This window comes from Prosthecobacter sp. (assembly GCF_014879935.1).
Taxonomy (GTDB): Bacteria; Verrucomicrobiota; Verrucomicrobiia; order Verrucomicrobiales; family Verrucomicrobiaceae; genus Prosthecobacter.
Genome location: NZ_JACSRD010000164.1, coordinates 22,073 through 44,232, shown reverse-complemented (window position 1 = coordinate 44,232; position 22,160 = coordinate 22,073). Strand labels below are relative to the sequence as shown.

The 22,160-nt window shown below is 62.0% G+C and carries 18 protein-coding genes; 8 read left to right on the top strand and 10 right to left on the bottom strand.

What is annotated here, in order from left to right:
* Both IAE77_RS16370 and IAE77_RS16365 read left to right on the top strand, forming a co-directional pair.
* Positions 1–217 (top strand): hypothetical protein (locus tag IAE77_RS16370; protein ID WP_294228519.1); only part of this gene is annotated, 217 nt, incomplete at its 5' end.
* Between the two features lie 17 nt (positions 218–234).
* Positions 235–1,032 (top strand): hypothetical protein, encoded by a 798-nt coding sequence (locus IAE77_RS16365; RefSeq protein ID WP_294228517.1) that lies wholly within the window; start codon positions 235–237, stop codon positions 1,030–1,032.
* 603 nt (positions 1,033–1,635) lie between these two features.
* On the opposite strand, the gene IAE77_RS16360 is transcribed toward IAE77_RS16365, so the two are convergent.
* Positions 1,636–1,917: a hypothetical protein gene (locus IAE77_RS16360; protein ID WP_294228516.1), complete on the bottom strand. Its 282-nt coding sequence runs from the start codon at positions 1,915–1,917 to the stop codon at positions 1,636–1,638.
* Between the two features lie 225 nt (positions 1,918–2,142).
* Here IAE77_RS16360 and IAE77_RS16355 point away from each other — a divergent pair, with 225 nt between their 5' ends.
* From IAE77_RS16355 to IAE77_RS16345, 3 genes are read left to right on the top strand one after another with little or no spacing between them, the layout of a single operon-like run.
* Positions 2,143–3,153 carry a nucleoside hydrolase gene (locus IAE77_RS16355; protein ID WP_294228514.1) on the top strand — a complete coding sequence of 337 codons (1,011 nt, stop codon included), beginning with the start codon at positions 2,143–2,145 and terminating at the stop codon, positions 3,151–3,153.
* Positions 3,154–3,155: 2 nt separating this feature from the next.
* The gene (locus IAE77_RS16350; protein WP_294228513.1) at positions 3,156–4,427 is read left to right on the top strand and encodes a M14-type cytosolic carboxypeptidase; all 1,272 of its coding nucleotides are present in this window, start codon (positions 3,156–3,158) and stop codon (positions 4,425–4,427) included.
* Complete coding sequence (locus IAE77_RS16345; RefSeq protein ID WP_294228511.1) at positions 4,424–5,347, top strand: alpha/beta hydrolase; 924 nt, start codon at positions 4,424–4,426, stop codon at positions 5,345–5,347. Before IAE77_RS16350 ends, IAE77_RS16345 begins: the two co-directional genes overlap by 4 nt.
* 149 nt (positions 5,348–5,496) lie before the next feature.
* On the opposite strand, the gene IAE77_RS16340 is transcribed toward IAE77_RS16345, so the two are convergent.
* Entirely contained in the window at positions 5,497–5,823 is a 327-nt protein-coding gene (locus IAE77_RS16340; protein ID WP_294228510.1) for a hypothetical protein, read from the bottom strand.
* A gap of 8 nt (positions 5,824–5,831) precedes the next feature.
* Here IAE77_RS16340 and IAE77_RS16335 point away from each other — a divergent pair, with 8 nt between their 5' ends.
* From IAE77_RS16335 to IAE77_RS16325, 3 genes are read left to right on the top strand one after another with little or no spacing between them, the layout of a single operon-like run.
* A complete protein-coding gene (locus tag IAE77_RS16335) occupies positions 5,832–7,850 on the top strand; it encodes an SUMF1/EgtB/PvdO family nonheme iron enzyme (RefSeq protein ID WP_294228508.1) in 2,019 nt (672 codons plus the stop codon).
* The gene (locus IAE77_RS16330) at positions 7,847–9,148 is read left to right on the top strand and encodes a sialidase family protein (protein ID WP_294228507.1); all 1,302 of its coding nucleotides are present in this window, start codon (positions 7,847–7,849) and stop codon (positions 9,146–9,148) included. Before IAE77_RS16335 ends, IAE77_RS16330 begins: the two co-directional genes overlap by 4 nt.
* A gap of 3 nt (positions 9,149–9,151) precedes the next feature.
* A complete protein-coding gene (locus tag IAE77_RS16325) occupies positions 9,152–10,615 on the top strand; it encodes a sulfatase (protein WP_294228505.1) in 1,464 nt (487 codons plus the stop codon).
* Positions 10,616–10,777: 162 nt separating this feature from the next.
* On the opposite strand, the gene IAE77_RS16320 is transcribed toward IAE77_RS16325, so the two are convergent.
* The 8 genes from IAE77_RS16320 to IAE77_RS16285 form a co-directional block, all read right to left on the bottom strand.
* Positions 10,778–12,286: a sulfatase-like hydrolase/transferase gene (locus IAE77_RS16320; RefSeq protein ID WP_294228495.1), complete on the bottom strand. Its 1,509-nt coding sequence runs from the start codon at positions 12,284–12,286 to the stop codon at positions 10,778–10,780.
* A gap of 60 nt (positions 12,287–12,346) precedes the next feature.
* The gene (locus IAE77_RS16315) at positions 12,347–14,842 is read right to left on the bottom strand and encodes a hypothetical protein (RefSeq protein ID WP_294228485.1); all 2,496 of its coding nucleotides are present in this window, start codon (positions 14,840–14,842) and stop codon (positions 12,347–12,349) included.
* A gap of 32 nt (positions 14,843–14,874) precedes the next feature.
* Positions 14,875–15,738, bottom strand: a complete 864-nt coding sequence (locus IAE77_RS16310; protein ID WP_294228476.1) for a hypothetical protein — start codon at positions 15,736–15,738, stop codon at positions 14,875–14,877.
* 14 nt (positions 15,739–15,752) lie between these two features.
* Entirely contained in the window at positions 15,753–16,715 is a 963-nt protein-coding gene (locus IAE77_RS16305; protein ID WP_294228467.1) for an alpha/beta fold hydrolase, read from the bottom strand.
* Positions 16,712–17,467: a M14 family metallocarboxypeptidase gene (locus tag IAE77_RS16300; RefSeq protein ID WP_294228459.1), complete on the bottom strand. Its 756-nt coding sequence runs from the start codon at positions 17,465–17,467 to the stop codon at positions 16,712–16,714. Before IAE77_RS16300 ends, IAE77_RS16305 begins: the two co-directional genes overlap by 4 nt.
* A 44-nt stretch (positions 17,468–17,511) precedes the next feature.
* Positions 17,512–18,321 carry a hypothetical protein gene (locus IAE77_RS16295; protein ID WP_294228450.1) on the bottom strand — a complete coding sequence of 270 codons (810 nt, stop codon included), beginning with the start codon at positions 18,319–18,321 and terminating at the stop codon, positions 17,512–17,514.
* 218 nt (positions 18,322–18,539) lie between these two features.
* Complete coding sequence (locus tag IAE77_RS16290; protein ID WP_294228442.1) at positions 18,540–19,952, bottom strand: sulfatase; 1,413 nt, start codon at positions 19,950–19,952, stop codon at positions 18,540–18,542.
* 61 nt (positions 19,953–20,013) lie between these two features.
* Complete coding sequence (locus tag IAE77_RS16285; RefSeq protein ID WP_294228436.1) at positions 20,014–22,119, bottom strand: hypothetical protein; 2,106 nt, start codon at positions 22,117–22,119, stop codon at positions 20,014–20,016.
* Positions 22,120–22,160: the final 41 nt, after the last annotated feature.

Below are 22,160 nucleotides of genomic sequence, written 5' to 3'. Positions count from 1 at the left end.
TCCCTCTTCCTACCACTCCGCTTTCGCCGCTGCTACCTTCGATACCCACTCAGGACAGCGAAGACTCTGTAAAGAGCAGGACATCTTTCAGATACCATCTGCTTCAATCCGCATTCACCGTCCTTCGCGACTCAACGTGAGTCCGTCCATTCGTGATGAAGATTGGAAAACCATCGCTCCCGCTGATAAGAAGCCCATCTTGGTCGCAGATGAGTAGCAAGAGCTTTTCATGCCATGAACTGGACCACGACAGTCATTAGCGAGCCGATCCTCTCGTTCGGGGGTGGACAGTGCTCGTATGATATTCGTGAGGGCATCCAGAACTTCGGCCCAGTGGATGTTGGTAGTCCTAGAGCGCTGACCTCCATTCGCATCGGTCTTGTTGGAACACCCAAGACTATAGCGGCATTTAGAGAGTGGATGAAGGTCTGTGATGCGGGTATCCCTGGCATTGATGCCGCCAATCCGAATATGCATCCGGCCTTCCCCGGATTGAGTGCTGACGTTGGCCTGCGCTGCTCATTTCTGACTGACCAAAGCTGGGAGTCCGTAGTCACTGAAGCGGAGATAAAGGCGGAGGTATCAAGCGCAGGCGCGGTTGTCGGTCTGGCAAATCTGTTTCACAAGCGCATCGTAGCACTCTACGAAGAGGCCTCTGCGAGGCCAAACGTCGTCGTCTGTCTTCCAAACGATGCAGTCCGCAAAGTGGTGAAGCCACGCTTTGATGATGAGGATGATGGTGAGCTTGCCGCTGATGATTCGGACAAGGGCGTTGACTTCCATGATTATTTGAAGGGCCTCTGCCTCCAGCGCGGGGCTGTCTTTCAGCTTATTTGGCCGAGAACCTACAGCGCGAATGCCAAAGGCGTTCAGGACCCGGCGACTAGGGCCTGGAATCTTTTTGGAGCACTATTCTACAAGGCTGGTGGGATACCTTGGAAACTCGAAAAGACACCAGGAGGACACAGCACATGCTATGTGGCATTTCGTTCGCCAGACGGCCTGAGGGCGATGCTTTCCACTCATGCCTAACGCAGGTGTTCAATGATCGTGGCGAAGGCACTATTTTAAAGGGAGGGCTGGCTCGGAAGTCGCCAGAGGACTTTGAATATCACCTCTCGGCAGAGTCTGCCGAGCAGTTGTTGTCAGATGCGATCGCAAGTTTTGCCATCGCCAATTCGCAACGAAAGCCTGAAAGGATCGTGATCCACAAGTCTTCGGGGTTCGACGAGGCTGAACTTAAGGGGTTCAATGCAGCAGCCGAAAGGCATGGTGTCCGATTTCGGGACTACTTGGCTCTTCGTTCATCGGTTCTGCGACTCTTTCGTGTTGGCTCTTACCCGCCGCTCCGTGGCACTCATATCGTCTTGGACGAACACAACTCACTGCTCTACACACGAGGCAGCATACCATTTTACAGAAAGTATCCTGGTCCGTATGTCCCTCGGAGCTTGCACATACGCTACTTCCAGAACGACAGTGACCAAGCTGCGCTGGCGCAGGAGATATTGGCACTCACAAAACTCAACTGGAACAAAACCCAGTTTGACTCCTTCTCCCCATCACATTGGGGGGCTCCAAGCGCATTGGAGAGATCTATCAGTGGTGCCCCGATGCATCCTCCGATCCTATAAGCTACTCCTTTTTCATGTAGGCCAAGGTTTGCTTCGGGTTGTCGAGGATGTGAGCACGGAGAAGCTTAAGATGGGATGGGCGAGGGAGTTGCACTCGAAACGAGTCGCCGGAGATCAACGGCGGCTGTTTGACGCCATGATGCGCAAGCCCCCTGCCGAGCGGCTGATGATGAGCTTGGACATGATGGCGACCGCCCGGGAACTGGTGATGCAGGGCATCCAGCGAGAAGCAGGCGCGGTCTAAGGCATCGAGATAAAGCGTCGTCCCTTTCAACGGCTGCATGGCGTCCCCTGCCCGTGGTAGGAATCATGACTCACCAATAATCTAACCGTTCTGCCGGGTGCAGAGCGCTGCGTTTTGGCTTGATTGAGGCATTGAAGGTCGCTGTCTCATCTTCGCCCCACCTTCAGTTTACCGATAAAGTGCCGCCAAGGATGCAGCGGCCATTGAAGACAGGTAGTGCATGGTATGGGGTCACGCTTGAGCCCCACCCACGCCCCTCACCTCATGAAACACCTCCTCGCCATCTTCGCGCTGCTGCATGCGACGCTTATCACCACGCACGCGGAGCCGGTGCGGCTCATCTTTGACACGGACATGGGGAACGATGTCGATGATCTGATGGCGCTCATCATGATTCACAACTTGCAGTCGCGCGGAGCGTGCGAGCTGCTGGCGGTCACGATCACGAAGGATCATCCGCAGGCGGCGGCGTTCACGGATGCGGTGAACACGTTTTATGGCCGTCCGGACATCCCCATCGGCGTCGTGCGTGATGGCGGAGCGAAGGAGCCCGGGCGCTTCAATTTACTGGCGGAGGAAAAGAGTGCCGATGGCTCGCTGCTTTATCCGCATGACCTCACGAGCGGCACGGAGGCACCGGAGGCAGTCGCGTTGCTGATGAAGACGCTCGCCGCGCAGCCGGATCACAGCGTGGTCATCGCGCAGGTGGGCTTTTTCACGAATCTCGGGCGTCTGCTCGATGCGCCCGGCGGACGCGAACTCGTCGCGAAAAAGGTGAAACTACTCAGCGTGATGGCGGGCATGTTTCAGACGGTGAATCACACCACGCGGCATCTCGAATACAACGTGCGCATCGACGTGCCCACCGCCGAGAAGGTGGCGAAGCAATGGCCCACGCCCATCGTGTGGAGCGGCTTCGAGATCGGCTGGGCGGCGACGTTTCCGCATGAGGTCATCGAGCGCGATCTCGACTACCTGCCGCATCATCCGCTGAAGGAGGCCTACATCCGCTACCTGCCGCCACCGCACGACCGGCCCACCTGGGATCCCACGGCCGTGCTGTATGCCGTGCTGCCGGACCGCGGTTATTTCGATCTCTCGCCGCCGGGCACCGTGAGCATCGAACCAAACGGCGCGACCAACTTCAACAAAAGCAAAAGCGGCAAGGGGCTGCACCGTTTCCTTACCATGACGCCGGAGCAGACCGCCCGCGTGCGCGAGGCCGTCGTGCAGTTCTGCGTCGCACCGCCCGACACCTTCAAACCGACCCGCTGACCATGCACCGCCGCGTTTCATCGTTTCATGCCTTCGCCCTCGCGATGGTCAGCGTCATCGCGGGTGAGGTGCGCGGTGAAATCTCGATTCACACCGACTTCGACGGCGGTTCTGCGAAAGTCGTCTCGATTGATCAAAAGGCGCACGTCATCCGCTTCAAGCCCGGTGGCGATGCAGCGCGGGGCTGGCCGTGCTGGTGGTATTTTCGCGCGGAAGGACTGCCAGTGGGCGAGGATGTGACGTTTGAGGTCATGGCCTCGGAGCAACCGCTGCTCACCGATGACAAACGCAAAGGCAAACGCGTCGGCCTCGTCGTGACCGGCCCGGACCACGCGTTCATGTCCGCCGATGGCTCGACATGGACGCAAACAGCCGCAGGCGAAAAGAAGCCCGCCGACGCGACACCCCCGGAGGTGATGAGCTACCGCATCAAGGCCACCGCCAGCACGCTCTGGCTCGCCTGGGGACCGCCATTTTTGCCAAAAGACACCGCCGCGCTCGCAGAGAAGCACGCGAGCACTTGGAAGCCCTTCGAACTCGCCCGCTCACGCGAAGGTCAAAGCGTCACCGCCTTGCGCAGCAAGCCCGCCAAGGCCGACGCGCCCGCCATTCTCGTGCTCGCCAGACAACACGCATGGGAATGCGGCGGCAGTTGGGTTTGCGCGGGCTTCATCGAGTGGCTCGCCAGCAATGAAGCGTCTGCCGTGTGGCTGCGCGAGCACGCGGAGATCATCGCCGTGCCCATCATGGATGTGGACCGCGTGCTCACCGGCGATGGCGGCAAAGAAGGCCTGCCGCACGACCACAACCGCGACTGGTCCGATGCGCCGCACTATCCCGAAGTCGCCGCCGCGCAGAAACTCGTGCGTGATCTCGTCGCACAGCAGCGCTTCGCCGTTTTCTTCGACCTGCACAATCCCGGCACCGGTGGCCGCTCGTCCTTCTTTGCCCTGCCAAAGGAGCACCTGTCCGCCATCGCCGCCGAGCGTCAGACACGCTTCATCGAGATCGCCCGCGAAGAGTTCAAAGGCGCGATCCCCTTCAGCCCGATCACCCGGTTCGACGGCCCCGACTACTCGCGCTTCTGGCAGCAGATCGGCAAAAACTGGGTCCACAGCCACGCCGCCCCCGATGCGCTCAAGCTCATCCTCGAAACCGTCAACAACATCCCCGCCGCCACCATCACCGGCTACCGCGAAACCGGCGCCGACCTCGGCCGCAGCTTCGCGACCTACCTTCAACAAGAAGCCCAGCCGAAAGCGCCCACGAAATGAAACTCTCGCTCATCCTCCTCATCGCCGCCGCGAGCCTGCTGCACGCTCAAACCATCGCGCCGGGAGCCCACGCCGAGTTTCCGCTGCGTCCGCCGCCTGCGAAGGCCGTGAAAGGCGCTCCAGCACCCGAAGCCGAAAATGTCACCTTCCGCATCGGCAACTACGACGACCTCGGCCTCAACCGAACCATCGAAAACATCCAAACGCCCACGCTCACCGTCTATCGACCCGCCAAAGTCGCGCATCGCAACGCCGCGATGGTCGTGTGCCCTGGCGGTGGTTACGCGCTGGAGGTCATCGACCGCGAGGGACATGCCATCGCACGCCATTTTGCCTCGCAAGGCCTCACGATGGCCGTCTTGAAGTATCGACTGCCCAAACCGGACACCTTTGAAAAAGGCCTGCCCGACAGCCAGCAAGATGCCCTCGAGGCCATCCGCGTGCTCCGTCGCCACGCCGCCGATTGGCAGATCGATCCGCAGCGCATCGGCATCATCGGTTTCTCCGCCGGCGGCCATCTCGCAGGTAGCGCCGCCATGCTCGGCGATGCCGCCGACGGCTCGCGCCCCGACTTCGCCGTGCTCATGTATGCCGTCACCCTCATGCACGGAGAGCACACGCACGCTGGCTCCCGCGATCGCCTCCTCGGCCCCGCACCGAGCGAAGCCCGCATCGCCGAGTTCTCCCTCGAAAAGCGTGCCCGCCCCGGCCTCCCGCCCTTCTTCCTCTGCCACGCCAACAACGACAAAGTCGTGCCGCTGCCAAATGCCGAACTCCTCGCTGAAGCATTGCGGAAAGTGAATGTCCCGGTGGAGCTCCTGATCGTGAACTCCGGCGGTCACGGCTTCGCTTTGGGCCGTGACGAAGAATCCGCGAGGTGGAAGGACAAGTTCCTGATATGGTTGGATGCTTTGCGTTGAAGGCAGCGCTCAGCCCAATGACCGCGTCGATACTCCCTCGGCGAACAGCCGCAGGCGCGTTTGAAGGCTTCGTTGAAGCGACTAAGGCTTTAGAAGCCGGAGGCGAAGGCGATGCGTATGTGAGATGCGGTGGTGCGTGATGAACTCGGTCATGGTGGTGCCGAAGGCTTGGCGGCATCAGCCTTGGCGGTGACACGGAGTCTCGCCTTGGCGTCTATCCCGCCCCACCGCCCGGCGACAAATAGGAACTCGTCCTCCACGAAGCCGAGCACGGTGCCTTTGGCGAACTCGCACTGCCCGGCAAAGGCCTTCAGCAAAATCCCAGTTTTCACCGCGTCATCCTCGCGCTGGGAACCACCTTCTTCGATGCCTCCCTCAAAGCCGACGCCGAAGCCAAAGTCAGGCTCAACGGCGAAGGTCAGCGCTCGGTGATGGAGAAAGACGACAAGTGGCAGCGGAAGTGAGCGTTCACGCATTTCTCCAAATGCGTCCGCTTCTTCTTTTCCTCGCCCTCAGTCCTCTGCTCGCCGCCGAACCGATCACCAACTCCATCGACATGAAGTTGGTGCCCATTTCACCGGGCAGCTTCATCATGGGGCAGGACGGACCAGCAGCGGATTACAACGTGAAGAAGCACGCAGCGAAGTTTGATGACGCCGATTGGGATGAAAAGCCCGCCCATCGCGTGTCGATCACGCAGGCATTCCAAATCAGCGTCACCGAGGTCACTCTCGGTCAATACCGTCACTTCGAACCGAAGCATCGAGGCCAGCATAATGATGACGCGGTCACGGAGGTGAGTTGGATCGACGCGGTGGCGTTTTGCGAGTGGTTGTCGAAGAAGGAGGGCCAAACGTATCGACTGCCGACGGAGGCGGAGTGGGAGTTCGCGTGCCGTGCGGGCACGACGACCCTGTTTCATACCGGCGATGCGCTTCCGGCCGGTTTTCACTCGTGGCCGAACGACACCGGCGTGCGTGATCGCTTTTTCCCGGATGAAAAACTGCCGCCAGAGTTTCAGCCGAAGGCCACGAAGCTCTCGCTGAAGGTCGGACGCACTCCAGCGAATGCGTGGGGCCTTTTCGACATGCATGGCAACGTCGCCGAGTGGTGCGCGGACTGGTATGGCCCGTATGAGGCCGCGGAGCAGACCAATCCGCTTGGCCGCGTGGATGGTGACTTCCGTGTGATCCGAGGCGGCAGTCATTCCACGCAGACGCGGTTGCTGCGTTCGGCGAATCGCATGTCGTGGGTGCCGGAGGCAGTGAATGAGCGCATTGGCTTCCGCGTCGTGCTCGGTGATTGGCCGAAAGGTGAGAAACTGCCGCTGCCGAAGCCTGCTCTGCATGCGCAGAACGTTTCGCAGAGCACGCCGAAGATCGAACTGCCGCCGCAGGATGTGCCGTTCTTTGAAGGCCCGAAGCCCTTCGTCAAAGTGGAGCCGAATTCGTTTGGCCCGACGTTTTCGGGTCACAATCACAGTCCGGCCATCGCCGAATGCCCGAATGGTGATCTACTCGCGGTGTGGTATTCCTGCGTCGATGAGGCCGGCACGGAGCTGAACAACCTCGCCAGCCGTTTGCGCCTCGGTGCGAGCGAGTGGGAGCCTGCATCGCTCTTCTGGGACGGCGCGGACGTGAATAACCACGCGCCGAAACTCTGGTGGGATGGCGAAAAAACGCTCTTCCACCTCGCCCGCGGCCTGCGCGAAAACATCGTGCGCCACAGCATCGACAACGGCGTCACCTGGAGCAAGCCGCAGATGATCCAGCCGTGGAGCGAGATCGGAAACCAGCTCATGCGCAGCCGCGATGGCACGATCTGGATGACGCAGGACGTCACCACCACCAGCCTCACCAAAAGCACCGACGGCGGCAAGACCTGGACCTCCGAACTCATCACCGACAAGAAACTCACCCATCGCAACGGCAGCGCCGCACGTCACGCGGGCATCCACGCACCCATCGTCGAGCTCAATGACGGCCGTTTGATGAGCTTCGGCCGTCTCAACAGCGAATCTGAGCAGAAGCCCTTCAACTTCAAAACACCCGCCAGCTTCTCCAGCGACGGCGGCAAGACCTGGACGCATGAAGCGACCGAATTCCCCGCCATCAGCAGCGTGCAGCGTCAGGTGCTCATCCGCCTGCGCGAAGGCCCGCTGCTTTTCTGCTCCTTCACCGATCTCTCCGCGAATGCCCGCAAACCGAACGGCATGACCTTCAAAAGCCAAAACGGCGACTTCAACGGCGCAGGTCTCTTCGCCGCGATCTCCTTCGACGATGGCAAAACGTGGCCGCACAAGCGTCTCGTCACTCCCGGCGGCAAAGAGCGCACCGTGAACGGCATCGACCGCAACATGTTCCCGCTCAGCGACACCCGCGCCGAGCACAACGGCTACCTCGCCGCCATCCAGACCCGCGACGGCCGCATCCAGCTCATCAGCAGCCGCAATCACTACGTCTTCAATCTCGCCTGGCTCAAAGCGCTGCCTGCTGCACCATGATCCGATTCGTTTTCACGATCTTTGCCTTCTCAGTCACCGCGTTCGCTCAAATACGTCCGCTGGCGCAGGAGCATGTCACGATTTGGGAATCGCCGGACCCTGCGCGGATTTATGGTTACACGCCGGGCATCTGTCGCCTGCCTTCCGGACGGCTGCTGGTGACGCATGAGATTTCATCGGCGGGCAAACCGGTGCCGCCGGAAGGAAAAGCGTTTCATGAATCGCGCATCCTCACCAGCGACGACCGTGGGAAGACGTGGACGCATCGTGCGGACTTCGATTTGAGCTTTGCGAGGCCGTTCGTGGCCGGAAAGGCGCTCTACATCCTCGGTCGCGACAAGCAGGTGGCGGTGATCCGCTCCGATGACGAAGGCGTGACGTGGAGCAAGCGCTCGTTTTTGAACGACACCGGCATCTGGCATCAAAGCGCGTGCAACGTCCATTTCGCGAAGGGGAATGTGTATCTCGTCATGGAAAAGCACGCGCCGAAGCGCGGCATCACTGGCTGGCAGGTGGCGGATCTCGCGCCGGTGCTTATGCGGGCGAAGGCGGACAGCGACCTCACGAAGCGCGAGAACTGGACCTTTGCCAGCGAGATGGTGTTCGAGGACATTCCCGAATCGCGGCTGCCGAACGCCTTCGGCCTGCCGTTTCATCCAATGGATCGCAAGAAGGTGACCTTCCTCGTGCCCCCGAAAGGCCGCGGCATCGCGCCGCTGGGATGGTGCGAGACGAATGTGGTGCAGTTCACCGATCCGGATCACGTGTGGTTCGATCCTGAGGGTAAAACCTTCCACCTCTGGATGCGGGCGAACACCGGCATGACCAACTACGCCGCAATCGCACAGGTGCACGAAAACGACGATGGCAGCATGACCACCGCGCTGGTGAAATCGCCCGCAGGCACGCCGATGCTGTACGCGCCCTGTCCGGGCGGGCAGATGCGGTTTCATGTGCTGCGGGATGAGCAGACGAAGCTCTTCTGGTTGCTCGGATCGCAATCCACCGACTCAACAATCCGCCCCGAACGGATGCCGAAGGAACGCTGGGGCCTGCCGGACAACGAGCGCCAGCGGCTCGTCCTCCATTTTTCCAAAAACATGATCGACTGGTGCTTCGCCGGACTCGTGGCGAAGGGCGACACGCCGAGGGAATCCCGCCATTACGCCGCGATGTGCATTGATGGCGATGATCTCTGCATCGTGAGCCGCAGTGGCGATGAACAGGCGCACTCCGCACACAACGGCAATTTGATCACCTTCCATCGCGTTCCCGGTTTCCGCAGCCTCGTCTATTGAACCATGAAACACGCATTCGCCCTCCTCTCATCCTTCCTCATTGTGGTTTCATCATCGTCGGCGCAGCCGATGAACGTGCTCTTCATCGCCTCCGATGATCTGCGCAATGATCTCGGCTGCTACGGGCATCCGATGGTGAAAACACCGAATCTGGACCGGCTCGCGTCACGCGGGTTGCTGTTCAACAAGGCTTACTGCCAGCAGGCGGTGTGCAATCCGTCGCGGGCCTCGATCATGACCGGGCGCAGGCTCGACTCACTGCAGGTGTGGGACCTCGCCACGCACTTCCGCACGCATGCACCGGATGCGATCACACTGCCGCAGCACTTCATGAAGAGCGGTTACTTCACCCAGAACATCGGCAAGATCTTCCACAACTGGATTCACGAGATCCAGGGCGATCCCGCCTCGTGGAGCGTGCCGGCGCAGATGCACTTCGCGAATCACGGCGCTGACAAGCCGGGGGTGAAGGAGCCCGTGCCGCCCAGCAGCGCCACCGACCCCAAGTGCGAGTGCCGCGATGTGCCGGATGAGGCGTACTTCGACGGACGCGTGGCCAAACTGGCCGTCGAGGCACTCGAACAACGCAAAGCCGAGAGGAAACCGTTCTTCCTCGCCGTGGGATTCTGGAAGCCGCATTCGCCCTTCAACGCGCCGAAGAAATACTGGGACCTGTATCGCCGAGAGGACATCGCGGTGCCAAAGCATCCTGAATGGCCCACGGACGCGCCGCGCATCGCGTGGCATGACAGCCGCGAGATTCTCGGATCAGGTCCGAAGGCCCGCAAAGTCACCGCCCACAACATCCGCGAGATGCGTCATGGTTACCTCGCCAACATCAGCTACATGGATGCGCAGGTCGGCAAGGTGCTCGATGCGCTCGACCGCCTCGGTCTGACCGACAACACCGTCATCGTCTTCTGGTCCGACCACGGCTATCACCTCGGCGAGCAGACCTTGTTTGCGAAGACTTCCAACTTCGAGCTCGATGCCCGCGTGCCCATGATCATCGCCACGCCGGACATGAAGACGGCCGGGCAGAAAACCGAATCGCTGGCCGAGTTGATGGATCTGTACCCCACACTCGCCGAGGTCTGCGGCCTGCCCAAGCCCACGACCACGGACGGCGTGAGCCTCGCTCCTGTCCTTGCCGACCCAAATGCCACCGTGCGCGAAGCCGCGCTCACCCAGCACTCGCGACCGGCCTACTACGATCGCGAGCCGGAAGAAGCGCCCACCCACATGGGCTACACCATCCGCACCGCCACCCATCGCTACACCGAGTGGAGGAACTGGAAGACCGGTGAAACGACCGACCGTGAACTTTACGACCATGTGAGCGATCCTGAAGAGACCGTGAATCTTGCGGCCCACGCGGATCAAAAGACCGTGCTGGAGAAACACGCCGTCCTGCTCAGCCAGATGAACCCCGTCTGCAAGCCCGGATGGAAACCGGCACTGCCATGATGGTGGGGCGGGGAAGAGAGCGCGATGTGAGGGCCCGGGCATCTATCGAGCCTTCCGCCCAGCCAGGTGCCTCACCGGAGGTTCCCTACCCGTCCGTGAAAAGGCCAGATCACACCCTGTGTGGTCTTTTCACGCCATCTCGCTTACACAAGACGCGATTGCTCACTTCACCACCTCGCCAAACCCGGCTTCGGTGCGTTTGAGTTCTGCCTTCATCGCCTCCCGAAGCTTTGCGATGCGTTCCGCGTGTGTAGGATCGCTGATGAGGTTGTTCAGTTCTTCGGGATCAGCGTTCAAATCGTAGAGTTCCTCGCCGGATCTGCCGTCGAGGTAATGCACGAGCTTGAAGTGATCCTGCACGAGTGCGGAGTAGAGCGGCACGCCCTGAAAGTTGGCCTGCGTGGCACCGGTGAGGATCGTTTGAGAAACCTTCGCACCGTATTCATTGCCCATGTGCTCGTAGTAACAGGTGTGCGGCCAGGCGGCGTCAGGATTCTCCAGCAGCGAGGTGAAATCACGGCCATGCAACGGCCACGGCACCTTGACACCCATGATCGAGAGAAATGTCGCCATGACGTCCGTTGCGTTCACGGACTGCGGGCAGAATTTACCCGTCGGAAAGCGCGAGGGCATGCTGACGATGAAAGGCGAACGATAGTTCGCGTCGTAAGGGGCGAGCTTGATGCGGAAGCCGTGCTCGCCCATCGCAAAGCCCTGATCGGCGGTGTAAACGATGAGCGTGTTGTCGTACTGGCCGGTCTCTTTCAGCGCCGCCACGAGCTGTCCGACACCTTCGTCGATGGCGGGCACGCACTCGTTCACCTGACGGACCCAGTTGTCGAAGCGGGCGGCTTTTTTGCCTTTTCCTGCACCTTCGCCGCCTTTGCCCGCGACCGGATGGCCGTCATCCCCCTTCGTCCATGCCTGCATCTCTTCGACGTATTTGGGTTTGCCCTCGCGTGGCGGAAAGATGTCGGCAGGAAGCGGCACTTCGGCATCTTTGTAAGCGCCCTTGTGGCGTTTGGCGGGCGTGGAGGGGCCGTGAATGCTGCCGTAGCAGAGCCAGAGATACCATGGCTTTGCGGCGTCGCGGTTTTTGCCGCGGATGTAGTCGAGCGACCACTGCGTGTAGTTGTCGGCCGGATAGCCTTCGATGGTCTGTTCCTTGCCATCGACGCTCATGATCTGTGTCTGGTAATATGCGCCGGCATTTTCGGGGTGCAGCGGGCGGTTCCACACGATCTGATGATCCCAATCGCGCTCCCAGCCGGAATCGGTGCCGGTGTGCCACTTGCCGATGTGCGCGGTGTGGTAGCCCTGTTTGCGCATCTCTGCAGGAACAAAGGGGCACTGCTTCGGATCGTAAGTGCTGCCGGGATACTGGCCTTCCATCGACATCGACTCGATCCCGTGCGGATGTCGGCCGGTGAGCAGGGTGGCGCGCGAGGGCATGCACCAGGAGCCGAGGTAGGCGGCCTGGAAGCGGATGCCGTTTTTTGCCAAGGCATCAATGTTTGGCGTCTTCACCCATGGCCATGAACCTGGATAACAGCCCACGGTCTTCGTGGACTGGTCATCCGCGTAGATAAAGAGAATGTTTGGCCGCTTCGACTCCGCGGCGAAGGCTTGAAACGCGACGATGCTGAGCAGAAGGAGAACGAATGCTTTCATGGCTGGGCGCGTAAACGTCACACCAGCCCGGTTTGTAACCGTGAAAGCACGGCACGCCGATCAGGCCGCGTTTTCGGTCGAGGGCGGCGGCAGTTTCCTGGCCACGGGAGGACGCGGAACGCCGGGCGGCGGCTTTGCCACGGGTGGCGCGGGCGGACGTGCGACGGGCTTTTGCGCGGTGGGCACTGCGGTGATGGGCGGCATCGGTGGTTTTGCCACCGGCACCGGTGGAGGCGCGGGCTTTGCCACAGGCAGTGGCGGCGGAGCGGGAGTCGCACCCGGAAGCGACGGTGGCGGGACCGTCACCACCATGGCCGGCACCGCAGGAATCGCAGGCGCGGCGGGTGATGGAGGAGAGCCGGGTTTCGAACGGGCGATGGTCGAAAGGACAGACGACGGAGGAGGCGGCGGTGCGGGAGCACGCGAGGCCTTCGGCGCATGTGCTTTTTGAATCATGTCCCACAGGCGCAGGCCACGCAGCAGGGGATGACTGCGCAGGGCGGCGAGCACATGGTCCCTGCTGGCGGGCGGCTCGGTGGCCAGCTCGTCATAGGAGCCCTCACGCTGCGCGGCAAGGAGGCGTCCCAATGCGGCCAGCACCACGGTTTCGGAGGCCGGCAGGTGGTGGAAGGTGTTCCTGGCCTTGAAGGCGTTCAGCAGCTCGAGCGTGAGCTGTCCCGAGACCGGCGCCACCGCATGACGCAGCAGCAGCGTGTCCCCGGCTGCCTCCTTGAGGCGTTCCAGCACCGCAATGAAGCTGCCGCGCATTGAATTGCTCGTCACCAGGCGCACGCGGCCGCCGCCCCACTCGAACCAGCGGTCGGTGCCGTCGAAGTTGTCGTAGGTTTTGCGCAGATCGCCTTCCGTGATGGTCACCGGCGGCGCGACCATGAGCTCGATCACATCGCGGGCACGTTCGCCCAGATCGACCGCGCTCGGCGCTGCGGTGTCGCCCTTGGCCGCCTCCATGGCCTCCTTGAGCAGGGCGTCCATCTTTTCCGCCAGCGGCATCTTGGAAACGATCACCGGGGCGATCACGGGCGCTGCCACGGCGGCAGCAACGACCACTGCCGCCGCAGGTTCAGAAGCGGCTGGCGGTGGCGTCACGGCCTTCGGAGCGACGACCGGTGTTGGCACCACCACGGTTTCAGTCACGGGAATCGAAGGGGGCGGAGGCGCCGGCTTGGGAGCCACCGCTTCGACCACTGGAACGACAGGCACCGCCGCGGAAGCAGCAGCTTCCGGAACAGGCGTCGGGACAGGAATCGGGACGGCGACCGCCGGGGCAGCGACGACCGGTGCCGGTGCCGCAGTCTGCGTTGCAGGCGGCACGGCGTTCACCACAGCCTCAGGCGTGGCGGCAACCGCCGGCTGCAAACCCGGCATCACATCTGAAACGCGCGAGGCATACACCTCCGCCGCTGCGGCGAGCAAATGACGCGGGAAGATCGCCCCGCCGGCGGTGAGGCGTGCGATGTCCTCCTCCAGCAGCGGATGAATGGCCGAGCTGACGCCGTCTTTCTTGCGCTGCTCCGCGAGCGCAGGCGCGTCCAGGCGGCAGGCCAGGAGCTGCCGCTTCTGCTCGCTGCCGATGGGCAGCATGTCGATCACCGGCAGGCGGAAGCCGAGCGGCGCGTACGCATCCGGCACGCCGATGCGGCCCCGCAGTGCCTGCGTGAGCGCCGCATCCCACATGGCAAAACGTTCCGCCACCACGCCGATGAGCACCACCCAGTTCTCGCTCTGATCGATCAGCGAGAACAGCAGGCGCTGCATCTCGTCAAACTGCGGCGGCGTGGCGATGAGATCGAGCTGGTCGAGCGCCAGCACGACGGGTGATCCGGCCTGCGAGGCCAGTTTGCCGAAAAGCTGGATCACGGGCCCCATCTCACCGCGTTGCAGCGGCTCGGTGACGCCGAGGTACTTCAATTCACTCTCCGTCAGATACGCCGCGCCAGAAAGCCACTGCGCGGCCAGGTGCTCCTTGTCCTCACGCAGCACCGTGAGCAGGCAGCGCAGCACACTGCGCGGCACCATGGGATGGTCATTCTCCAGGATCTGCACCGCCTGGTGGATCATCTCCTTCCGTGTGTCGAGGCTGATCTCCGCCCACGCCTCGTGCAGCTCGGGAAAGGTGAAATTCTGCTCCACCACCGGCTTCAACAACGCATACGCCAGCAGACGGAGCTGGCTGTAGGGGGCCTTTCCCTCCGCCGTGCGCGCAGGGTGCCGCAGGCTGGTGACGAAGCGCGAAAGGACGAACTGTTCCAGCGCTTCCGGCTGCAGCGGCGGATTCGGCGCATACGCGTAGAAGATGCCGTCCGCGCACACACGATGCAGCCGCGCAAAGAGGTGCGACTTTCCAGAGCCGCCCGCGCCACGCACGAAGCGCACCTGGCTGCGCTTCTGCAAGCGCACCTGGTCCACGGTGTTTTTCAGCACACAAAACGCCGCCGAGTGGATGTCTGGCACATCCAGCAGCGAGGCGGCATTCCACAGGTCATTTTCGCCGACACTCGTGACGGCGAACGGATTCAGAGCGACGTAGGGAGACATGGGTCTTCGGGAGGATTCGGGATGGCGCTGAATCAGGCGATCCAGCACCAGGAGTAACCGGGAGGACCAAGAGACATCCGCACGAGCATGGCACGTTCATGCTCAGGGAGGTCTTGTGGTCGTTCGCAAGGTTCTAGCAGGATGCGTCCCGTGTTGTAAAGGCCCTCCATCAAGTTTCGCAATGCCTGACTATCAGCGATCCCGCCACGCTCCTCCGCCCACGCGCTGTATTTCTCAAATGTGCGAGGAATGGGCACCATCAGCGTCGATGAACGCTGCCGGTCCTGCTCATACCACACTCGCAAAACGGCCTCATCCGGCACGACGAGCAGCGGTTCAGCCCCGCATGTCGCCGCAGCCATGACATCCGGCGTTTCCCCATCCAGCCAGGCTGCGAAATCCGCCACTGTCACAGGTACCTCACGTGCCGCGTTGAGTTCATCGAGGATCTTCTGCAACGCCCGCTGTCGTGCCTTGTCGAGCAGCGCAGATGGCTTCGGCCTTTGTGCATAAACCAGCCGCTTCGCTCCAGGCAGCACAAACGCGGCACCTTGGGCCACCAGACCGGTCAAAGCGGTCTCAAAATGCGTTTGCAGGCTCGTGGGCAGCTTCGTCCGCAGTTTCGCAGCCTGCGGCGGTTGTTTCGCGGCCGCGATCAAGCTGCGCAAAATCGATGCCGTGGCCGATTCGAGGCTCTGCGTGGTGAAGAGCATCGTTTTGCCAGCCTGGATGCGGTTCAAGCGGCTCGCGGCGCGCAAGGTCTCCAACGCAGCCGCCACCGCCTTCGGCGTGGCCGCACGACCCGCCTGCGCTTTCACGCTCTTCGTCACTTCAGCGGCCTTCAGCGGCAGTTCAGCCAGGCTCACGGCATCAAAAACAAGATCGTCCAGATTCATGGGGGATTGTGAGTTCAGCGTTCCCTGTCCTTCACCTGCCGGTCGAGCCATCTGGCCACGTCATTCACCACTTCCTGCCGCTGCACGTCATGCAGCAGCAGATGGTAGGAGCGCGTGTACCACAGCAGCTTCTTGTCCCGGCTGCGCACCTGAGCAAAAAGACCCTGGATCTGGTCTGCGGAGGACATCACGTCATTGGGAGATGCCACAAACAGCACCGGCATCTTCAGATCGCGCACCGCGTCCGGGTTCTCATCCAGCATCTCGCCGATCGTGGTCAGCAGCCGCAGCGAAAACGCGCCCACATGATGCGGCGTCACCGCCATCTGGCCGCCATGCGTCGAATTGGACGTCACCTGGATCTTCTTCTCGTCCACGCCCGCCAGTTCCCCCAGCGTGTAGCGTGTGCGGGGTGAAAGCTTCGCCGCCGTCTCCAGCAGGAAACGCTGGAAGCCGCTGATCGTCTGCCGCAGACCGGCCACAGGCGAGGCCAGGATGATCGCCTCTGGATCACTGCGATTTCCCAACAGATCCGCCGCCGTGTGCAGGGCGATGAGGCTGCCGAGGCTCTCGCCATACCAGAACACCGGCACTTTCGGATGCCTGCGCTTCACCAAGGCATGAAACGTGGCCAGGTCACGCTTCCAGACCTTTTGACCAGTGATGTCGCCCCGCTCCCCGATGACAGGATCATTCCCCTGACCGCGCAGATCATACGCATAGACCGTGTAGCCGCGCTTTGGCAGCTCCTGGCCGAGGAACCAGAAATCCGACTTCGCACCGCTGAGTCCATGCACGGCGATCACGATCCCGCGTGGCTTCGTGCCAGACGGCACCGCCCACGACTGCCAGGGCATCGTCTTGCCATCAAAACTCACCCAGTCCTCCGCGCACAGCACCGGGCGCACGCCGGACGGCTTCAACGCCGCGCAAGCAGACAGCATGAGCACTGCCAAAACGGCCAGCAGCCGGCTCATGCGCCCAGCACCTCCATCGCGGATTCGATGAACTTCACCTGCGCCCTCACCCGCGTGTCGAGATCGAACTCCGACGGTGTCTCAAACGTCAGCGTGAGCGGACAGTCACGCTGGTGCAGTTCAATCGCCTCCGGCATGCCTGGTAGATGCGTCGGCAGCGTGCGGCGGCGGATCACGCCGCCCCGGGCACGCTGGCCGTCGATGGCCGTGCGCGGGTCAGGGGCGATCACGCTGGCACACCGCCCGATGATCTCGTGTCCCGCCGTCTCCCGCGCGTGATTGAGCTCATAGAGATAGATTCCCTGCGCGTCGTAGTCCTCATGCAGGCACAGGCCGAAACGCATCGCCTTTCCGGTGATCCAGCGCTGCCACGGGCCGCAGATCACATCCTCCGCATCGTGAAAGCGGCGGTTGATGTCGATCCCGCGATGATCCGCCCGCGTGTTCAGCATCAGCCCGATCGGGTTGAGGCACGGAGCGATCAAGAAAGACCCCTGGGCCAGCTTTCTCCAATGCTTCTCCCCCCACAGCAGCAATCCCCAGGCCGCAGCAGCTTCATCACCATGCACGCCGGATGACAAGTAAACCGCTGGAGCGCCCTTTTGCGCCGCCGCCGATTCAATCGCGATCACCGCCACGTCGTCCAGCCCGCACAGCACGCGGGTCCGGCATCCCGTCTCCCGCGCGAGCACACGCCAGCGCCGGATGAGGTGCTGCGCGTCATGCGCGCGATGGTTGGGGAGCAGCTTCACGCGCCGACGATGTCCGGGCTTCGTCATTCGTCATTCGGAATTCGTCATTTCACCCCCGGCATCAGCCGCAGCGTGCCCCACTGCCGCAGATTCGTCCGTTTGTTCTTCTCGCCCGCGAACCAGTCCTCATGATGAAAGTTGCCGAAGTTCCCCGCGCCTTTCGTCTTCTCATCCAGATCACCCACGGCAATGTTCAGGCCCATTGTCACCTCTTCGTCGCCGGGTTTGAAGAACACCCCCGGTGCGATCTCAAGGCAGGGATCAAAACTCACCGCCCATTCGATGATGTAGCCGCTTCCGTCGGGCAAAACCTTCGCCACCGCCTCCATCGCGCCGGTTTGAATCCAACGCTGATACGTTTCCCACGCCTTCGCATCCGAACGCGGCTCGCCTTCGAGCAAACCACCTTTTCCCACGCCGCCGAGCCGCGATTTGGTCAGATTGCACACCATCTGCCAGGACGCCCCGTCACCAGCAGCGTTCTCGTCAGCTTTCCAGCGGTTCGAGGCGTTGATGAGCAGTTCCATCTCATCGCCAAACCACGGCCAGCCCTCACGCGTGAGCTCATGTGCCTTCGGATTCTTCTCCGGCAGCCATCTCTCCGTGTCGATGCCATAAAGCACGTCATCCGTGATGCGAAACGCGAAATACAGCCGCCTCGAGTCAAACTTCACCCAGCCGGTCAGCGAGCGATCCTTGGGATTCGTCGTCGGCGAAAACTGCGGCGTCCATCCGCTGACGCCATCAAACTTCACCGCATCATCCCACTCTCCCGTCTCGATCACGCCATCCACCCTCGGCGTCGTGCCGCGATACGCCTGCAACTCCCGCGGCCACTCGCCGGCCAGGACCATCAGAGAAGAACCGAATGCAAAAACCAACACGATGCCCCAGCGCAAACGCGCCAGCGTCCTGGAGCTTTCCGAATGACCCACGCCGCTCGAAAGCGGCGGAGGGCCGCCGCACTCCAAAACGCTCACGCGCCTTCTCGCCCGATCATTCGTCATTCGTCATTCGTCATTCCTCATTCCTCATTCCTCATTCCTCATTCGGATTTCGTCATTCCGCCGCCTCACTTCGCCTTCTTCTTCCCTTTCTTCGCTTGCGGCGGCTTCGTGCTTCCTTCGTTCTTCGCCACCTCCTCCGGCTCGGGGATGCGTCCTTGATCGTTCGTGCGCTCGATCCATTCGTTCAGCACGCCGCGCAGCCGCTCCAGCGCCGCCCGGTCCTCCGGTTTGTTCGATTGCGCGAGGTTGCGCACCTCGAACGGATCGTTTTGCAGATCATAGAGCTCTTCCTCCGGCATCGTCGGCGCGGCCAGCACTGCCTGAGCGGGTGTCAGCTTGTCCTGCGCCGCGAGTTCCTTGATCAGGTTCCACACCGGATACTGCGCCTCCTTGTAACGATTGAACTGTAGAAATGGCCGGTCCGGTGTGAAGTTGTGGATGTAGCGATAGCGCGCGTCCGCCACCGTGCGAAAACGGAACACCGTCATGTCGCAACGGTCCCGCGCGCCGAACACATGTTCCCGCGGCGGCTCGGCGTGCGCGCCCATGAACACCCGCCCCTGCATGCCCTTCGGCTTGGTCACGCCCGCCCAATCCAGCGAACTCGCGGTCAGGTCGATCGACATGAGCAACTGGTCGCTCACCCTGCCCGCTTCATAACCTTGCGGAGCTGGCACACCGGACGGCCACTGCATGATCAGCGGCACGTTCAGCCCCTCCTCATAGCAGAACTGCTTTCCGCGCACATGCGCCTGCCCGTTGTCGCCAAAGAAGCAGATCACCGTGTTCTCCAGCAGTCCGTCCCGTTTCAGCAGTTCCATCACTTTGCCGATCTTCCGGTCCAGCTCCGTCGCCGCATCGAGATATTGCGCCCAATCCTTCCGCGTCACCTCATGATCGGGATAGTACGGCGGGATCTCCACCTTCGCCGGATCGGCATGGGCCTCCCCATGAAAGGTGCGATGCGTTTCCTGGAAGTTGAGCTGCGCGTAAAACGGCTGGTGGTGCTTCAGATCATCCCATTTGGATGAATCAAACGGCTTCATCGGCGGTGCGAAGTTCCAGTCGGTCTTCCCCGAGCCCTTGAAACCGGCCTCTGGTGGCAGCTCCTTCACATTCGCCGTGAAATAGCCCGCGCCGCGCATCCGCTCGCTGATCAGCTTCACGCCTGCGGGCAACGTGTAGCCGTCATCGCGATGCGAGCGGTGATTGTGCGCGCCGATCGTCGTCTGATACATCCCCGTGTTGAAGGCCGAGCGGCTGGCCGAGCACACCGGCGCGGTGGTGTAGAACCGCGTGAAGCGCATCCCCTTCGCCGCCAGCGCGTCCAGCACGGGCGACGATACTTCCTTCGTGCCGTAGCAGCCCAGATGCGGCCCGAAATCCTCTGCGATCAGCCACAGGATGTTCGGCTGCCTGCCCTGGGCATGAATCGTGGCGGCGAGAGCGAGACAGCAGAGAAGGAGACGAATGATCATCCGCCTAGATGATCAAATCCGCCGCGGCGATGCAAGAACCGTTTTCCCGTCCGGCCCTGTTTCAATCCGTCGGCCTGCCCATGACATCCACCGGCTCCTCAAGCCGCACGCGATCTCTCCCGGCCATCTCGATCAACTCCGGCAGGTCGTAGTGCCGCAGAACGCCATGGACCAGGTTCACCGCCTGGTTGAAGGACTCGTCCGCGCCCACCAGCGCCTCCCACGAGGCAATCATTCTGCGCAGCGTGACGGCTTCAAAGTGCTCCGGCTCCAACGCGGCCGCATGCAGCGCGGGAATCGCCGCCTCGCCGATGGCGATCACGCGCATCGACTTCGCCTTTGTCTGCAAATGCCGCGTCCAGGCCTGCACATCCTCCGTCCGCACACCGATATAACTGCCGCCCATCAGATAAACCGTGAGCACCTCCAGCAGATCACGGCCAAAGCGTCCGCGACCGTAGGCGGTCTTGCGCAGGCCCGTCTCAGTCTCGCCGATGCCGCGCAATTCGGCCGCCAGCACGATCTCGCCCGCGCGCACGAGCTTTTCAATCGGTCCACCGGTTGCGGCATCCGCCTGCATGCTCTCGCCGTGAAGGTAAAGCGTGGCCGTGCCCTTTGCTTTCTCTGGCACAAACAGCAGCGCAGGCAGCTCGAAGCCGTCATCGACCTTCATCACCAGTTTCTCGATGGTGAAGCCATCGCGTGGCAAGGTGGCGGTCACGCGGATTTGCGTCGGCAACTCTTCTTCCGGCAGCGCGATGGTCTCGCGAATGATCTTCCGCTTCCGCTCGTCGTTCATGCCGCTCCAGGCCGTGCCACGATCCTGTTTCAGCTTGGCGGCGATGCCCGCATTGATCTGAAAACACGAACGCTCGCCCGGAATCAGCAGCACCTGGCCTTTCGGCGTGCATTGGAGCTGCTCCATCGTCCAGTCGGGCTGCGAAAGTGCCCGCAGCTCGTTGTCATCGAACGAATCCGGCAGCGACGCGACCTCCCGCACGATCACGTCCTTCCCCAGCAGCCAGCGGCTCATGAATCGAGTCACCGCCTCGCGCAATTGCAGCGTGAAGCCATGCGGCGCGTCCGGCGCGGCGATGTCGATCTGGTCGGAGTAGCCCAGCCGTGAATAAAAGCGCTTCGCCTCGCGGAACACGTCCATCGTCCCGCCGAAGTCGAAGGTCACGTCCCGCGTGCCGGCGCAGATGAGCGTGGGCTTCGGCGCTCGCATGATGCAATAATCCGCCTCGTCCATGCCGAAGGCGATCTGGCCGAAAATGTTCTGCTCGCCATCCTGCGGGCCTTTCGTCTCGATCAGCTTCTTGAACGTCGTCAGGAAGCAACCCGGTGCCGCGGCCACGATGCGGTCGTCCAGCGCCATCAAATACGCCGTCTCCGTCCCGCCGCCGCTGTTGCCCGTGCAGCCGATCTTGTCGGCGATGATGTCTTTGCGGCTTTGCAGGTAGTCGATGACGCGCATGCCGTCCCAGATGCGGAACTGCGCCACGTTCGCGCCGATCAATGCGCTGCTGAGGCCGATCATCGTGTGTTCGGTGGTGCACACGAGCCGTGCGAAAGGATGCGGCGTCTTCACGTGCGGCGCATCGTCGAACACCGCGTGTTCTTTGGCCTGGTCCAGCATCTGGTAGCGCTCCCCCTGGCCGATGGGGTCGTAGCACATCGCCGCCATCCCATGACGAGCCAGCAGCATGCAGATGAGCTGATACTGCCCCACCGCCTTGCCCTCGTGGCTGTGACCGCACGGGACCAGCACCGCCGGCCACGGTGGAGGCGTGTCGGGCAGGTAAAGATTCGCCGTCAGATGAAAGGAAGGCCGCGTCTCCAGCACAATCTTCTCCACGCGATAGCCTTTCCCCTCCAGCGTGCCGGTGATCTGCGCCTTCAGCTGCGTGCGCTCCGGCAGTCCGCCGATGCGTTCCAGGAAAAACGCCCGCCGCTCCTCCTGCCACGTCTTGCAGGCGGCAGCGCTCTTGATCGCCTTTTCAAAGGCTGCCGTGCGTCGATCGACGAGCCCGTTGAACTTCCTCACCAGCCAGTTTTCCAGCGCCTGCTCCGGCGTCGTGCCATCCGCGGCCGGTTTGAGCACCGTGAGGTCATCAGCGGCGAAAACAGAGACGGTGAGACAAACAAGCAGGATGAACGTGCGCATCCCAGACATACGCACCACGCCGGCCCTTTCCTTGTTTCGAG

Coding starts and splice junctions, on each gene's coding strand:
- IAE77_RS16365 (WP_294228517.1), top strand. CDS start 235: ATGAACTGGACCACGACAGTCATTAGCGAGCCGATCCTCTCGTTCGGG.
- IAE77_RS16360 (WP_294228516.1), bottom strand. CDS start 1,917: ATGCAGCCGTTGAAAGGGACGACGCTTTATCTCGATGCCTTAGACCGC.
- IAE77_RS16355 (WP_294228514.1), top strand. CDS start 2,143: ATGAAACACCTCCTCGCCATCTTCGCGCTGCTGCATGCGACGCTTATC.
- IAE77_RS16350 (WP_294228513.1), top strand. CDS start 3,156: ATGCACCGCCGCGTTTCATCGTTTCATGCCTTCGCCCTCGCGATGGTC.
- IAE77_RS16345 (WP_294228511.1), top strand. CDS start 4,424: ATGAAACTCTCGCTCATCCTCCTCATCGCCGCCGCGAGCCTGCTGCAC.
- IAE77_RS16340 (WP_294228510.1), bottom strand. CDS start 5,823: ATGCGTGAACGCTCACTTCCGCTGCCACTTGTCGTCTTTCTCCATCAC.
- IAE77_RS16335 (WP_294228508.1), top strand. CDS start 5,832: ATGCGTCCGCTTCTTCTTTTCCTCGCCCTCAGTCCTCTGCTCGCCGCC.
- IAE77_RS16330 (WP_294228507.1), top strand. CDS start 7,847: ATGATCCGATTCGTTTTCACGATCTTTGCCTTCTCAGTCACCGCGTTC.
- IAE77_RS16325 (WP_294228505.1), top strand. CDS start 9,152: ATGAAACACGCATTCGCCCTCCTCTCATCCTTCCTCATTGTGGTTTCA.
- IAE77_RS16320 (WP_294228495.1), bottom strand. CDS start 12,286: ATGAAAGCATTCGTTCTCCTTCTGCTCAGCATCGTCGCGTTTCAAGCC.
- IAE77_RS16315 (WP_294228485.1), bottom strand. CDS start 14,842: ATGTCTCCCTACGTCGCTCTGAATCCGTTCGCCGTCACGAGTGTCGGC.
- IAE77_RS16310 (WP_294228476.1), bottom strand. CDS start 15,738: ATGAATCTGGACGATCTTGTTTTTGATGCCGTGAGCCTGGCTGAACTG.
- IAE77_RS16305 (WP_294228467.1), bottom strand. CDS start 16,715: ATGAGCCGGCTGCTGGCCGTTTTGGCAGTGCTCATGCTGTCTGCTTGC.
- IAE77_RS16295 (WP_294228450.1), bottom strand. CDS start 18,321: ATGGTCCTGGCCGGCGAGTGGCCGCGGGAGTTGCAGGCGTATCGCGGC.
- IAE77_RS16290 (WP_294228442.1), bottom strand. CDS start 19,952: ATGATCATTCGTCTCCTTCTCTGCTGTCTCGCTCTCGCCGCCACGATT.
- IAE77_RS16285 (WP_294228436.1), bottom strand. CDS start 22,119: ATGCGCACGTTCATCCTGCTTGTTTGTCTCACCGTCTCTGTTTTCGCC.